Annotated in this window: 11 protein-coding genes; 10 read left to right on the top strand and 1 reads right to left on the bottom strand. The window is 62.2% G+C overall.

The genetic code is table 11. The features are described from left to right. Positions 1–293 precede the first annotated feature (293 nt). From putP to ACZ889_RS01610, 9 genes are all read left to right on the top strand, one after another. Positions 294–1,772: a sodium/proline symporter PutP gene (gene putP, locus ACZ889_RS01650; RefSeq protein ID WP_003249420.1), complete on the top strand. Its 1,479-nt coding sequence runs from the start codon at positions 294–296 to the stop codon at positions 1,770–1,772. 106 nt (positions 1,773–1,878) lie between these two features. Next, positions 1,879–2,715: a 23S rRNA (adenine(2030)-N(6))-methyltransferase RlmJ gene (locus tag ACZ889_RS01645; RefSeq protein ID WP_003249430.1), complete on the top strand. Its 837-nt coding sequence runs from the start codon at positions 1,879–1,881 to the stop codon at positions 2,713–2,715. A 192-nt stretch (positions 2,716–2,907) separates the two neighbouring features. Further along, a complete protein-coding gene (locus ACZ889_RS01640; RefSeq protein ID WP_003249431.1) occupies positions 2,908–4,665 on the top strand; it encodes a carbamoyltransferase family protein in 1,758 nt (585 codons plus the stop codon). Continuing rightward, complete coding sequence (locus tag ACZ889_RS01635; protein ID WP_047604647.1) at positions 4,649–5,779, top strand: glycosyltransferase; 1,131 nt, start codon at positions 4,649–4,651, stop codon at positions 5,777–5,779. The genes ACZ889_RS01640 and ACZ889_RS01635 overlap by 17 nt, the downstream gene beginning before the upstream one ends. After that, positions 5,779–6,675, top strand: a complete 897-nt coding sequence (locus tag ACZ889_RS01630) for an antimicrobial resistance protein Mig-14 (RefSeq protein WP_180689169.1) — start codon at positions 5,779–5,781, stop codon at positions 6,673–6,675. The genes ACZ889_RS01635 and ACZ889_RS01630 overlap by 1 nt, the downstream gene beginning before the upstream one ends. Continuing rightward, complete coding sequence (locus ACZ889_RS01625) at positions 6,672–8,075, top strand: PIG-L deacetylase family protein (RefSeq protein WP_476257138.1); 1,404 nt, start codon at positions 6,672–6,674, stop codon at positions 8,073–8,075. The genes ACZ889_RS01630 and ACZ889_RS01625 overlap by 4 nt, the downstream gene beginning before the upstream one ends. Positions 8,076–8,123: 48 nt before the next feature. Further along, positions 8,124–9,080 carry a glycosyltransferase family protein gene (locus ACZ889_RS01620; protein ID WP_003249439.1) on the top strand — a complete coding sequence of 319 codons (957 nt, stop codon included), beginning with the start codon at positions 8,124–8,126 and terminating at the stop codon, positions 9,078–9,080. A gap of 65 nt (positions 9,081–9,145) precedes the next feature. Next, positions 9,146–9,919 carry a glycosyltransferase family 2 protein gene (locus ACZ889_RS01615; protein ID WP_054830858.1) on the top strand — a complete coding sequence of 258 codons (774 nt, stop codon included), beginning with the start codon at positions 9,146–9,148 and terminating at the stop codon, positions 9,917–9,919. Between the two features lie 37 nt (positions 9,920–9,956). After that, positions 9,957–11,048, top strand: a complete 1,092-nt coding sequence (locus ACZ889_RS01610) for a glycosyltransferase (protein ID WP_003249442.1) — start codon at positions 9,957–9,959, stop codon at positions 11,046–11,048. Positions 11,049–11,051: 3 nt separating this feature from the next. Here the strand turns inward: ACZ889_RS01610 and ACZ889_RS01605 are convergent, their stop codons facing one another. Then, complete coding sequence (locus tag ACZ889_RS01605; RefSeq protein ID WP_003249444.1) at positions 11,052–11,657, bottom strand: serine/threonine-protein kinase; 606 nt, start codon at positions 11,655–11,657, stop codon at positions 11,052–11,054. A gap of 100 nt (positions 11,658–11,757) precedes the next feature. Between ACZ889_RS01605 and ACZ889_RS01600 the strand changes: the two genes are divergently transcribed. Continuing rightward, entirely contained in the window at positions 11,758–12,933 is a 1,176-nt protein-coding gene (locus ACZ889_RS01600; protein WP_014859636.1) for an O-antigen ligase family protein, read from the top strand. Positions 12,934–12,944: the final 11 nt, after the last annotated feature.

Genomic DNA, 12,944 nt, shown 5'->3' with positions numbered 1-12,944 from the left:
ATTCGGGTGCAACCAGGTGCAACCCGATTTTTTCGTGTGAAAGGTGCAACTCGTCCGACAGCTATTCCCATACCCTGAAAAGGGGCGCTTTCGGTGCGATTTATTCTGAAAAAGCGGTTTTTTGCTCCCGAAAGGAGCAAGAAGTGGGCTTTGTCGGAAAATGCACGGGCAGGTGCAACTTGCAAAAGAAAAATGGTTGCACCTTCTTTGCGTTGTTGCATAGCATTCGCCGCCTGGGTGCAACCGCCATCGCTGTGGTTGCGCATGATAAAAACAAACGCCAGGGCACACGCATGGGCAATCCACTAACGATCACCTTCGTGATCTACATCGCAGCAATGGTGCTGATCGGCTTCGCCGCCTATCGCGCTACCAACAACCTTTCCGATTACATTCTGGGCGGTCGCAGCCTCGGTAGCGTGGTTACCGCGCTGTCTGCCGGTGCCTCCGACATGAGTGGCTGGCTGCTGATGGGCCTGCCCGGTGCCATCTACTTCGCGGGCCTGTCCGAGGCCTGGATCGCCATCGGTCTGACGGTGGGTGCCTACCTGAACTGGCTGTTCGTGGCCGGCCGGCTGCGCGTGCAGACCGAGCACAACGGTGACGCGCTGACCCTGCCGGACTACTTCTCCAGCCGTTTCGAAGACAATACCGGGCTGCTGCGTATCATTTCCGCCATCGTCATCCTGGTGTTCTTCACCATCTACTGTGCCTCCGGCATCGTGGCCGGTGCCCGTCTGTTCGAGAGCACCTTCGGCATGTCGTACGAAACCGCTTTGTGGGCTGGTGCAGCGGCGACCATCGCCTACACCTTCGTTGGTGGCTTCCTGGCGGTGAGCTGGACCGATACCGTACAGGCTTCACTGATGATCTTCGCGCTGATCCTGACCCCGGTAATCGTGCTGATCTCCACCGGTGGCTTCGACCAGACCTTCGCCGCTATCGAGGCGGTGAACCCGGCGAACTTCGACATGCTCAAGGGTGCCACCTTCATCGGCATCATCTCGCTGATGGGCTGGGGCCTGGGTTACTTCGGCCAGCCGCATATCCTGGCGCGCTTCATGGCCGCTGATTCGGTGAAGTCCATCGCCAAGGCGCGCCGCATTTCCATGACCTGGATGATCCTGTGCCTGGCGGGTACCTGCGCCGTTGGCTTCTTCGGCATCGCCTACTTCTCGGCTCATCCTGAACTGGCAGGCCCGGTTAGCGAGAACCACGAACGTGTGTTCATCGAGCTGGCCAAGATCCTGTTCAACCCATGGATTGCGGGTGTCCTGCTGTCGGCCATCCTGGCCGCAGTCATGAGTACCCTGAGCTGCCAGCTGCTGGTGTGCTCCAGCGCCCTGACCGAAGACTTCTACAAAGCCTTCCTGCGCAAGAATGCTTCGCAGGTCGAACTGGTGTGGGTCGGCCGTCTGATGGTGCTGGCCGTGGCCCTGATCGCCATCGCCATGGCCTCCAACCCGGAAAACCGCGTGCTGGGCCTGGTGGCCTATGCCTGGGCCGGCTTCGGTGCCGCCTTCGGCCCGGTGGTGCTGATTTCGGTGCTGTGGAAAGGCATGACCCGTAACGGTGCGCTGGCCGGTATCGTGGTGGGTGCGCTGACGGTGATCCTGTGGAAGAACTTCGACACCCTCGGGTTGTACGAAATCATCCCGGGCTTCCTGTTCGCCAGCATCGCCATTGTTCTGGTGAGCAAGCTGGGCAGCCCTTCGCAGGCGATGGTCAAGCGCTTCGAAGCAGCTGATGCGGCGTATCACGCCGACAAGTAACACCCGTTGAATTGGCGGTGCCTGCTTTGCGGGTGCCGCCAATCAGCAGCCAGGCCTGACTCCGCCTGCAAGGCAAGGTAAACTTGCCGCCTTCGCAGGAGTTGCCATGAACTATCGTCACGCCTTCCACGCCGGCAACCACGCCGACGTCCTCAAACACATCGTGCTGACCCGCCTCATCGCCCTGATGTCGCGCAAGGAGCAGCCGTTCGCCTATATCGATACCCACGCAGGGCTCGGCCTGTACGACCTGCAGGGCGATCAGGCAAGCCGTACCGGCGAGTACCTGGAAGGCGTAGCCCGCCTGTGGAATCGCGATGACCTGCCGGCCATGGCCGACGACTACCTGCGCATCATCAAGCGCCTGAATGCCGATGGCGAGCTGCGCTACTACCCGGGGTCGCCCGAACTGGCCCGTCGCCTGATGCGCCAGCAGGACCGCGCCCTGCTCAACGAGAAGCACCCCGAAGACGGGCCGCTCCTTAAAGAAAACATGAAAAAAGACCCGCGCGTGACCGTGCACCTGGGTGAAGGCTGGCATGTGCCGCGGGCCTTGCTGCCGGTGCAGGAAAAGCGCGCGATCATGCTGATCGACCCGCCGTTCGAGCAGGCCGATGAGCTCAAGCGCTGCACCACGGCCATGAAAGAGGCGATCGGCCGCATGCGCCAGACGGTTGTGGCCATCTGGTACCCGATCAAAGACCAGCGTTCGCTGACCCGCTATTACCAGGACCTGACCAGCACTGGCGCGCCGAAACTGTTGCGGGTTGAGCTGTATGTGCATCACCAGGACAGCCCTCAGGGGCTGAACGGCTCTGGCCTGGCCATCGCCAACCCGCCGTGGGGGCTGGAGGATGAACTTAAGGAGCTGCTGCCATGGCTGGCCAAAGAGCTGGCACAGACCGCCGGCAGTTACCGCATGGACTGGCTGATCGCCGAGTAAACCTGTAGGCGCGGGTTTACCCGCGAACACCGGCGACGCCGGTGCCATCCACCGCGTTGCCTGCTTCGCGGGTGAACCCGCTCCTACAAGGGGGCGGTGTGCCTCCAATGTTTGCGTTATAATCCCGCCCTTTAGCCGCCATCCGCCCAAGAGGCCGCTGGCGCATTTTTACCGAATGAAGAGGCTAATCCCTTGGCATTGACGATTCTTGGCCTGTCCGGCGCCCTTAGCCATGACCCTTCCGCGGCCCTGTACATTGACGGCAAGCTGATTGCCGCCGCCGAAGAAGAGCGCTTCGTGCGTGACAAGCATGCGAAGAACCGCATGCCCTACGAGTCGGCGAAGTTCTGCCTGGAACAGGCAGGCATCAAGCCGTCCGACGTCGACGTGGTAGCCATCCCGTTCGCCCCGATCAGCCTGTTCGGCAAGGCGCGGTGGCACTATGCCAAGCGCTATTGGTACGCCCCGGATCGTGCACTCGATGCCATCCTGATGGGCAACCGTCGCTACAAGCGCTATCGCAAGAAGATCGTCTGGTGCCTGGAGCAACTGGGCTTCGACCCGAAAAAGGTCAAGATCGAGCCGGTCGAGCACCACCTGGCCCACGCTTCCAGTGCTTATCATTGCTCGGGCTTCAAGGAAAAAACCGCAATCCTCGGCATTGACGGCAAGGGCGAGTACGCCACCACCTTCTTTGGCTACGGCGAAAACGGCAAGATCCACAAGATCAAGGAATTCTTCGACCCGGACTCGCTGGGTGGCCTTTACGGTGCCATCACCGAGTTCCTGGGCTTCGAAATGCTCGATGGCGAGTTCAAGGTCATGGGCATGGCGCCGTATGGCGACGCCAGCAAGTATGATTTCTCGCGTCTGGCCAGCTTCGAAAATGGCGAGTTGGTCATCAACACCGAGTACGCCAACGTTATCGGCCTGCGCCGTTACAAAGAGAAGGGCAAGGGCTTCTACTTCTCGCCAAAGCTGATCGAATGGCTGGGCCCCAAGCGCGAAGGCGACATCGCCGACGAGCCGTACATCCATTACGCCGCCAGCATGCAGGCGCTGTTCGAGAAACTGGCGCTGCAGATGATCGACCATTACCTGGGCGACACCCTGCGTGAAACCGGCAAGCTGGCCTTCGCCGGCGGCTGTGCGCTGAACGTCAAGCTCAACCAGAAGATCATCGCCCGTCCGGACGTGAAAGAGCTGTTCGTCCAGCCGGCCTCCGGTGACGCCGGAACTGCCGTTGGCGCCGCTGCGTATGTTTCCCACGCCCGTGGCGTTCCGGTCGAGAAGATGGAGCACGTCTACCTCGGCCCGTCGTACTCCAACGAAGACGTGATCGCCGCCTGCGCCCGTCACCCGAACCAGCCAAAGTGGCGCAAACTCGAGAACATGCCGCAGCAGATCGCCCAGATCATGGTCGATGGCAACCCGGTAGCCTGGTTCCAGGGCCGCATGGAGTTCGGGCCGCGTGCCCTGGGTGGCCGATCGATCATCGGCTGCCCAAGCGTGGAAGGCGTGGCTGACCGCATCAACCACCAGATCAAGTTCCGTGAACGCTGGAGACCTTTCTGCCCGTCGATGCTCGACACTGTCGCCCCGCAGATGATCAAGGTCGACCATCCCGCGCCGTTCATGACCTTCACCTTCGAAGTCGCTGAAGAGTGGAAAACCCGCGTGCCGGAAGTGGTGCACGAGGACGGCACTTCGCGTGCCCAGGTGCTCAAGCGCGAGTACAACCCGCGCTACTACGACATGATGAAGGCACTGGAAGACCTGACTGGCAACGGCGTGTCGCTGAACACCTCGCTGAACCGTCGTGGCGAACCGATGATCTGCTCGCCGACCGATGCCCTGAACATGTTCTTCGGCTCGGACCTGCAGTACCTGATCATGGAAGACATCCTGGTTGTGAAGGACGGCGCGGCCCCGTATGACCAGCCGCTCTGAACCGCGCATCCTGCAGTTCTGCCATGGCTATGACGGGCCGTTCCTGGACTGCGCCCGTCAGTACGCCAGCCTGTTTCAGGGGCGTGGGTACCAGGTGACCACGGTGTTCCTCACTGGCGCCGCCGATGCGCAGGTGGCGGCTGGCTGTGCGTCGGACGAGGTGCTGTTCCTTGAGTTCAGCTCCAAGGCCGTGCGTGGCCTGAAACTCGGCGCCATCCGCGCATTGCGGCGCATTGCGGCCGAGCGCAATTTCGCTTTCTGCATCGCCCATCGCTTCAAGCCGATCTACGTTGCCCTGCTGGGGACCGGCCTGCCGGTGATTGGTGTGCACCATGCCTTTGGCGACTACCAGCGCAAAGGCCGCCGCCTGTTCGCGAACCTGTTCGGCAAGCGTCTGAGCCTGTTGGGTGTTTCGGACGCGGTACGTGACGATATGCGCCGTTGCTTGCCGCAGTGGCCGGCCGAACGCATCCAGACCCTGTACAACCGCATCGACATCGACGCCCTGCAAGCAGCCCTGGTGCCGCGCGCTGACGCACGCCAGGCCTTGGGCCTGGATGCTCAGGCGTGGATCGTCGGCAATGTCGGGCGCCTGCACCCGGACAAGGACCAGGCCACCCTGTTGCGCGGTTTTGCCCAGGCATTGCCGGGGCTGCCGGCTGGCGCCCGCCTGGCAATCCTCGGCAAGGGGCGCCTGGAGGCCAAGCTCAAGGCGTTGGCCGCCGAACTTGGTATTGCCGGGCAAGTCGACTTTCTTGGCCAGGTACCGGATGCGCGCCGTTATTTCCAGGCGTTCGACGTGTTCGCGTTGAGTTCTGATCACGAGCCGTTCGGCATGGTCCTGCTCGAAGCGATGGTTGCCGGTGTACCGGTGTTGGCCACGGCCTGTGGCGGTGCCCGCGAAGTGGTCGAGGGCGTTGGCGTGCTGTTCCCGCTGGGCGACGCCGCGCAGCTGGCTCAGGGCCTGAAGCACATGGCCGTACTGGACGCTGAGCAGCGCCAGGCCTGTGCCAGGCACATGCTGCAGCGCCTGCGCGAGCGTTTCTCTGACCAGGCGGTGCGCGAGGCCTTCTGGCAACTCCCGCAGGTGCGCGCGTTGGTGGGGCAGGCCTGATGCTCAATCGTATCCAGGCCTTCCGCGAACGCGGTTGGCAAGCTATCGATGCCAATGCTTATGCCCAGGCATGGGCGCGCTTTGGCGGCAGTGTTGCCACCCATCCGCTGGTGGTCGAGCAACTGGCGGACCTGGCACAGATCCCGGTGCGTTACCTGGGCTGGCACCAGGCTGGCGAGCTGAAAGCCGCCATCCCGGCCTGGGGGCGTCATCTGGCACTGTCCAAGGACGTGCTGAAGCGTGCTGGCAAGAAGGCCCTGTTCGACCTCGGTAATGCCGAGATCATTCTGCCGGCGGCGTCTGATGCCGCTGCACCGTTGCGCCATACAATGCGTTACCTGTCCGAACTGAACCAGGGCCGCTTCAGCGGCCTGAAGGCGCAGAAGGAGCAGTTGGCCATGGCCCGGGCGCCTGAAGACCTGTCGAAGAAGTTCCGCTACAACCAGCGCCGTGAACTTCGCCTGCTGGAAGAAGCGGGTGGTGTGGTACGCCCGATCAGCGACTTCAGTGCTCAGGAAATCGCCAGCATGTACTGCGACCTGTTCCTGCGCCGCTGGGGGTTCCCTGCCACCGGTGCCGAGCGTATGGCCGATGTGCTGGACCGCTTGCGCGAGCTGCTGATCGGCTCGGTGCTGCTGCTGGACGGTAAACCGATTGCCATCCAGCTGGTGTACCGCGTCGAAGCGCCGGAATGGATTAGCGTCGAGTACATCAATGGCGGTGTCGACCCTGAAACCAAGGCCTTCAGCCCAGGCAGCGTGCTGAGCTTCCTCAATACCCAGGCCGCCTGGGAAGACGCCCGGGCGCGCAACAAGCCGCTGCGGTTCTCATTCGGCCGTGCTGACCGTGAGTACAAGGACCGCTGGTGCAACCCTGTGCCGGTGTATCAAGCGTGAGCCGCAAGCAGCAGTTGCTCAAGCGCCACCGGCGCAACAAACGCCTGGGGCTGCTGGCGGGCCTGGTTGCGCTGGTCGCCCTCGGTGTATTCAGTTGGTGGTGGTTGCCACTGCTGTTGTTGCCGCTGCTCTGGGCTGCCCATGAGGCCTGGTTTGCCGACCACCTGTTCTATGCACCGGGTGAGGACTATGCCTACGACTTCGGCGATCAGGTGCGGCAGGTTCCTGCCAGCCTGCACGATGGCTGGCTCAAGGCTGATTGCACGTTGCAGGGCGACGAAACCCTGGTGCTTGAGCTGCGGCTAAAGAGCAGCTGGTTGGGGCGCTTTCTCGACCCTCGGGTCGAGCTGCTGGCTGGCGAACAGGCCGATCGGCAAACGTTCGAGCGTGGCGTCGATGGGGTGCGCTTCCTTAACCTGACCGGCCTTGCTGCGCCACTGCAGGCCGGTACGTTGCGACTGCGCGGCCGGCATTGCCGGCTGCAGGGTCAGCTGCGCCTGTGGATAACCCCCTCGGTCGAGCTGCAGCGGCGCCGAGTGATGGTGATCGCGCCACATGCCGACGACGCCGAGTTGGCCGCGTATGGTTTGTACAGCCAGGCCGACGAAAGCTGGGTGGTGACCCTGACCGCCGGTGAGATAGAGGCCGAGCACTACCAGCAGATGGGCCTTGCAAAGGCCGAGGCCGCGCGCCTGAAGGGGCGCCTGCGTGCCTGGGACAGCATCGCCGTGCCGCGTTGGGCCGGGGTGCCGGAGTCGCGTTGCATACAGCTGGGCTACTTTTGCCTGCAGCTGCCTGCCATGCAGGCCGCCCCCGACCAGCCGGCGGCCTCACGTGAAGCCGACCTGGCCGATATCCGCGTGTTCCGCCAGTTCAACCCGTTCCCGTTACCGGGCGACCGTGATGGCGCACCCACCTGGCACAACCTGCTGGCCGACCTGCGAGCCTTGCTGGAACGGGCCAAGCCAGAGGTGCTGGTGATGCCGCACCCGCAGCTAGACCCCCATCCGGACCATATCTGCGCTCAGGCGGCGGTATTGGAAGCCTTGCAAGGCATGACCTGGCAGCCACAAACCTTGCTGTGCTACGCCAACCACCTGCACGATAACGACCGCTGGCCGATGGGCGACAGTGGCGATGGCGTGGCTTTGCCGCCGCAATTGAGCGCTGCCCAGGCCTGGGCACCCTGCAGCCTGGTGCTGGACTGCGCGACCCAGCGCGACAAGGCCATGGCCTTGGGCATGATGCACGACCTGCAGCCGCCGGCACCGTTCAAGCGCCGCCTGCGCCGCCTGCTGCAACGCTGGCTTGCCGGGCGACAGCCATCGCCTTATGGGGAGAACGAATTCTTCCGCAAGGCCGTGCGCCGACACGAACTGTTCTGGCGGCGTGAGCTGTAAGCACGCCCCATGGTTGACCGCGAAGGCGCAGAGCGCCCAAGGAAAGCAATGAAAGTCCTATTTCTGGTGCAGAAGGAACAGCGGGCGATTCTTGACCGCCTGTACGATGGCGTCGCGGCCAACTGCGAGTGCGACCTGCGCTGGCTGACCAGCCAGGATCAGCGCAACCTGCGCCGTTACTTCAAGCGTGAGGTGCAGGTCGAGCGCTATGACCGCATCGTGTTCTTCCTGCGTTTCAAGCAGGAGATCCGCCAGGTGGCCTTCATCCGCACTGTGCCGAACCTGGTGATTCTCGAGCACGACGCTTACCAGAACTACATCCCGTGCAAGTACACCGGCAAGTTCAGCGCTCATTACCGTCAGTTGCCATGGGCGCGGGTGATCAGCTCCGGCTACATGGTCAGCGAGCGCTTGCGCCAGGAAGGTTTCGATGCGGTGTTCGTGCCCAAGGGCTATGACGAGCAGTTGCTGGCCGACCAAGGGCGTGAGCGTGATATCGAACTGGCCTTTGTCGGCAGCGTCAACAGCGTGGCCTACAGTGGCCGCAAGGCACTGCTGGACGAGTTGGGGCAGGTCGAGAACCTGCTGGTAACCCGTACCAAGTCGGGCGAGGACTACTGCAACACGCTCAACCGTATTCGCTTCTTCGTCAGTGCCGATGTCGGCATGGGCGAATACATGATCAAGAACTTCGAAGCCATGGCCTGTGGCTGTGTGTTGCTGGCATACGACCAGGGCGAGGAAGAGAACCGTGCGCTGGGCCTGCAAGACATGCACAACGTGGTGTTCTATGACAACATCCCGACCCTTCAGGAAAAACTCCGTCGCTTGCGCGCCAACCCCGAGCTAGCACGGCAGATTGCAGAAAATGGCCGCCATCTGGCGGTTTCCCGTTTTAGTTTCGGCGCAGTTGGACGTAGCATCGTCGACCACATGCGCCCTGCGCTCAGGCCCCATCCGCCACTGTCTGCATGGCAGCGGCTGCGTCTGAAGCTGGGCATCTAAATAAGAGCTTTCACGCCCAGGAGCGGGTTGTTGAAGGCCGACAGTCGTAATGCGGAGGGAATCCGGTGCGCTTTTCAAATGAGAGTGACGTCACGCTTGTCGTGACCAGTTGTGGGCGGTTCGATCTGCTCAAAGACACCCTTGAGAGTTTCGATCGCTACAACACCGCGCCCATTCGCGAGGTATTCATCACCGAAGACTCTGGCGACGATGCTGTGCATGCCGCTGTGCCGGCGCACTGGAAGCCGTACTGCAAGGTGTTCGTCAACCGGCCCAAACTTGGCCAGTTGCCGTCTATCGACCTGGCCTACAGCCAGGTCAAGACGCCGTACATTTTTCACTGCGAAGACGACTGGCAATTCTATCGCCAAGGCTTTGTCGAAGACTCGCAGGCCATCCTGGATGTCAGTCCCAACATCTTGCAGGTGTGGTTGCGCAGCCATGCCCACGACCTGGCCATCCACAGCCCGTACATCCACTTGGGCGATCGCCAGGTGATCGCCGGGGTGCCGTGCTATCCGCTGCTGTCCGACAAGGCCGAGTGGCAGGCGTTCTCGCTCAACCCTGGGCTGCGCCGATTGAGCGATTACCAGCGCTGTGCGCCATTTGCCGCCTATGCTGGAGAAAAGGCGCTTTCCCGCCGCTACGCTGAGTTAAATCTGACAGCGGTCACCTTGGAGGGTGATGCAGTATTGCACACTGGTTTTGGCAATCACGTGACCTTGCCTATCGAGGTGGAGCGTAAGGCCAAGCGCCGTCAACGTGATCGGATGAAGCTGGCATTGACGCTGGTTGCGGGTGCCTTGATCGGCATGGGAATCACCATTTTTGTTCAATGAAGTCGCTGTCCCACCTGACTTGAGCGGGAGAGGGCCCATGAACATCGTCAATATGATGTGGGCGGGTGGAACGCCGTACATGTCCATCCACAAGGTGCACCGGCAGGTCTTGTCGAACGCGGGTGCCGATGCCCGGATCAGTAACTGGCTGCTGCTGGGGAGCGGGCTCTGCTGTGGGCTCGGTTCGACCCGGGAATGGCATATGCCCTCGCGTGCGCTCAAAGGGCGGCACTTGTGGCGCTTGCTGCGCCCGTGGCTGCGCATGCGCTTGCGCAAGGCATTGGCCGAGGCCGGGGCAGAAGTGGTGCTGCTCGACGGTATTGGTGTCGCCCGGTTGGTGCTGCCTTTGTTGCAGCGCATCACGCACGTGCGTGCCAAGGTACTGTTCCATGGCAAGACGCGCCTGCATGCCAGCGATATCCGCTTGTTGCAGAGTTTTCCGTCCGAGCGTCTGAGTATCGCGGCGGTATCACAGACGTTGGCCGAGTCGCTGGAGCGCGACCTGGGCAGGCCGGTGCAGACGCTGCGCATGGCGCTCGACCCGCTTGCATTCGTCGAGCCTTTGCTGAACCGGGACCAGGCCAGGCAGGCGCTGAAGTTGCCTCAGGGCGCCGAGGTGATGCTGGGTGCGGTAGGGCGATTGGTAGAGAGCAAAGGCTTCGAAATGCTGATCGAGGCATTCGCCAGGGCCAGTGCACGGCAACCGGGCTTGCAGCTGGCGATCATTGGCGAGGGGCCGCAGCATGCCGTGCTGCAGCAGCGTATCGACGCGTTGGGCCTGGCCGAGCGCGTTCATCTGCGCGGTCACCGCGAAGACCTGCAGCAGCTGTATCGGGCATTCGACTGGCTATTGGTACCTTCGCGTTCCGAAGGCCTGGGGTTGGTGGTGCAAGAGGCGGTGATGGCCGACGTACCGGTGGTGTGCAGCGACCTGGAGGTGTTCCGCGAGCAGTTGCGCGACACGGGTGGCTACCTGCCGGTTGCCGACGAAAGCGCCTGGGCTGAGGCGATCGAGCGCTGTGCGGTGCTCAGTGCATCGACGATCGCCGCGAAGCAGCGCCAGGCACTGGCACCGGAGCAGGCCTGGCAGGCGTTCTGCAGCGGCTCGCAGAGCCTGTTGCGCAGTTGACGCTCAGCGTGTCAGCAAGGCTGCCTCGAAGGCGGCAAGGGGGAACCGGTCGCCCAGGTTCTCCCGCTCGATATAGCGCACCATGTGCTGCACATTGCGTCGAATCATGCGGGCTGACAGTGGCGGGCGCAGAAAGCGCATGTCGGCCACGTCGATCAAGCCCAGACGCTGGTCGGGGGTGACCACCACGTTGCCCAAGTGCAGCGAGCGGAAATAAACGCCGCTGCGGTGCAACTGGCGGATCAGTTCGATCAGGCGTGGCAGGTAAGTGTCCCAGCTGAAGCCGTCATCGCGCGACATCTGCAGCAGCGTCCGCCCAGGTAGCGGGCGATACAGCACCGCAGTGCGGCCCGGCAGGTCGAGCTTGTGCTGGCTGATCACTTCGAGGGTAGGGATGCCCAGTTGCGCCAGGCGCGCGGCGTTATCGACGAAACGCTGCGAGTAAGGACGTAGCAGTGCAGATGAAATCAGCCGCTTCCTACGAAAAACCTTGAGGAAATTTCCATCTGTGAGCAGGTAGACTTTGGCGCCATGGCTGTCTGCCTCAAGCACCTGTGCGCCGAGTGTCAGCTGATCGAAGTCGACCTGGGTGAGCCGGGAGCATTGCATGAATAGAGCCTTGTCGTCTGGCGAGCAAAATGACCGGCAATAATGCCGAAAATAATGCTGTAGCACCATGGATGGTGTTTCTGATTCATCGGGGGAAAGGATGTTGTATCAAAAAAACTGGGCACAAGCGTGGTTAGGTTTGGGCCTGGTCTGGTTCCTGGCGGCGATTGCCCTGGCACCCAGCAACAAGGTTTATCAGCAAGGTCTGGTGTTGTTCTTGTGGCTGCCAACGCTGGTATTGGCTTGGTCGGCCCGAGGTGTGCTGGTGCAAGCCTGGAGGCGGCAACCGGCGCTGTGGGGGAGTGTGCTGCTGCTGTTGGCCTGGAGCGGCCTGAGCCTGGCATGGTCGCCCGCCGAGGAGCCCATGCGCGAGCTCAAGCGCTTGCTCTACATCCTGGTGTTCCTGCTGGCGTTTCCGCTGTTGGCCCAGCTTGGCCAAGCCCGCATTCGTCAGTTATTGCTGCTTGGCAGCGCGCTGCTGGCCATCGCTGCGTTAGTCTCCATCATCAAGTTCTATGGGGTGCAGCGTGCGCCTCTGCTGTTCAGGCTGGCGGGTATCGGCGAAATATCCCACCCCATCCTGGGGGCCTATGTCATTGGTTCGGCTGTGCTCTTGATGCTCTACGAGCCTCCTCGGCGGCGTGGCTTGCAGGTGTTGTGGCTGGCGGCACTGGCTTGCCTGGGGGCCTTCGCCATGCTCAGCCAGAGCCGTGGTGCGGTTCTGGCACTGGTGATTACCGTGGTGATGGCGCCGTTGTGGTTCCGTGACCGCCACAGCCGGGTGTTCTCTGTTCTGGCACTGCTTGCCACCGGCCTGGCCTTTTGGGCCGTGTACGACGTTATCGCCCAACGGGGCTCGTCCTACCGGCCGGAAATTTTCCATGCCGTGGTCCAGATGATAGCCGCGCACCCTTGGACTGGTCTTGGTCTGGGGGCTGCTTACGAAGTGAGCGCCGTCGGCATGCACTTCGATCACACCCACAACATGTTCACCCATGTTGCCGTTGAGATGGGCTTGCCCGGCATGTTGCTGTGGGTAATGGTGTGGCTGTTCACGCTGGGCGAAATCGTGCGCGCCCGTGGCACCCTGCTCGGCAAGGTCCTGCTGGGCTTCTGGGTCTATTCGACCCTGGCCATGCAGTTCGATGCCGCCAGCCTCACCGGTACGCCACGTGCCGAATGGTTCATCAGCTGGCTGCCGGTGGGCCTTGCCATGTTGCTGCCATGGGGGCGTGCCGAAAATGACGCCTGTGGTAAAATTGCCGGTTCAACCTGAACAGCGAGCTC

Source organism: Pseudomonas sp. TE3895 (assembly GCF_056278855.1).
The sequence above is the reverse complement of the archived record's forward strand: the minus strand, read 5'-3'. Positions and strand labels throughout refer to the sequence as shown.

Excerpts from the sequence above, each read along its gene's own strand:
- ACZ889_RS01645 (WP_003249430.1), top strand. The coding sequence starts at position 1,879 with ATGAACTATCGTCACGCCTTCCACGCCGGCAACCACGCCGACGTCCTC.
- putP (WP_003249420.1), top strand. The coding sequence starts at position 294 with ATGGGCAATCCACTAACGATCACCTTCGTGATCTACATCGCAGCAATG.
- ACZ889_RS01635 (WP_047604647.1), top strand. The coding sequence starts at position 4,649 with ATGACCAGCCGCTCTGAACCGCGCATCCTGCAGTTCTGCCATGGCTAT.
- ACZ889_RS01600 (WP_014859636.1), top strand. The coding sequence starts at position 11,758 with ATGTTGTATCAAAAAAACTGGGCACAAGCGTGGTTAGGTTTGGGCCTG.
- ACZ889_RS01630 (WP_180689169.1), top strand. The coding sequence starts at position 5,779 with ATGCTCAATCGTATCCAGGCCTTCCGCGAACGCGGTTGGCAAGCTATC.
- ACZ889_RS01610 (WP_003249442.1), top strand. The coding sequence starts at position 9,957 with ATGAACATCGTCAATATGATGTGGGCGGGTGGAACGCCGTACATGTCC.
- ACZ889_RS01620 (WP_003249439.1), top strand. The coding sequence starts at position 8,124 with ATGAAAGTCCTATTTCTGGTGCAGAAGGAACAGCGGGCGATTCTTGAC.
- ACZ889_RS01605 (WP_003249444.1), bottom strand. The coding sequence starts at position 11,657 with ATGCAATGCTCCCGGCTCACCCAGGTCGACTTCGATCAGCTGACACTC.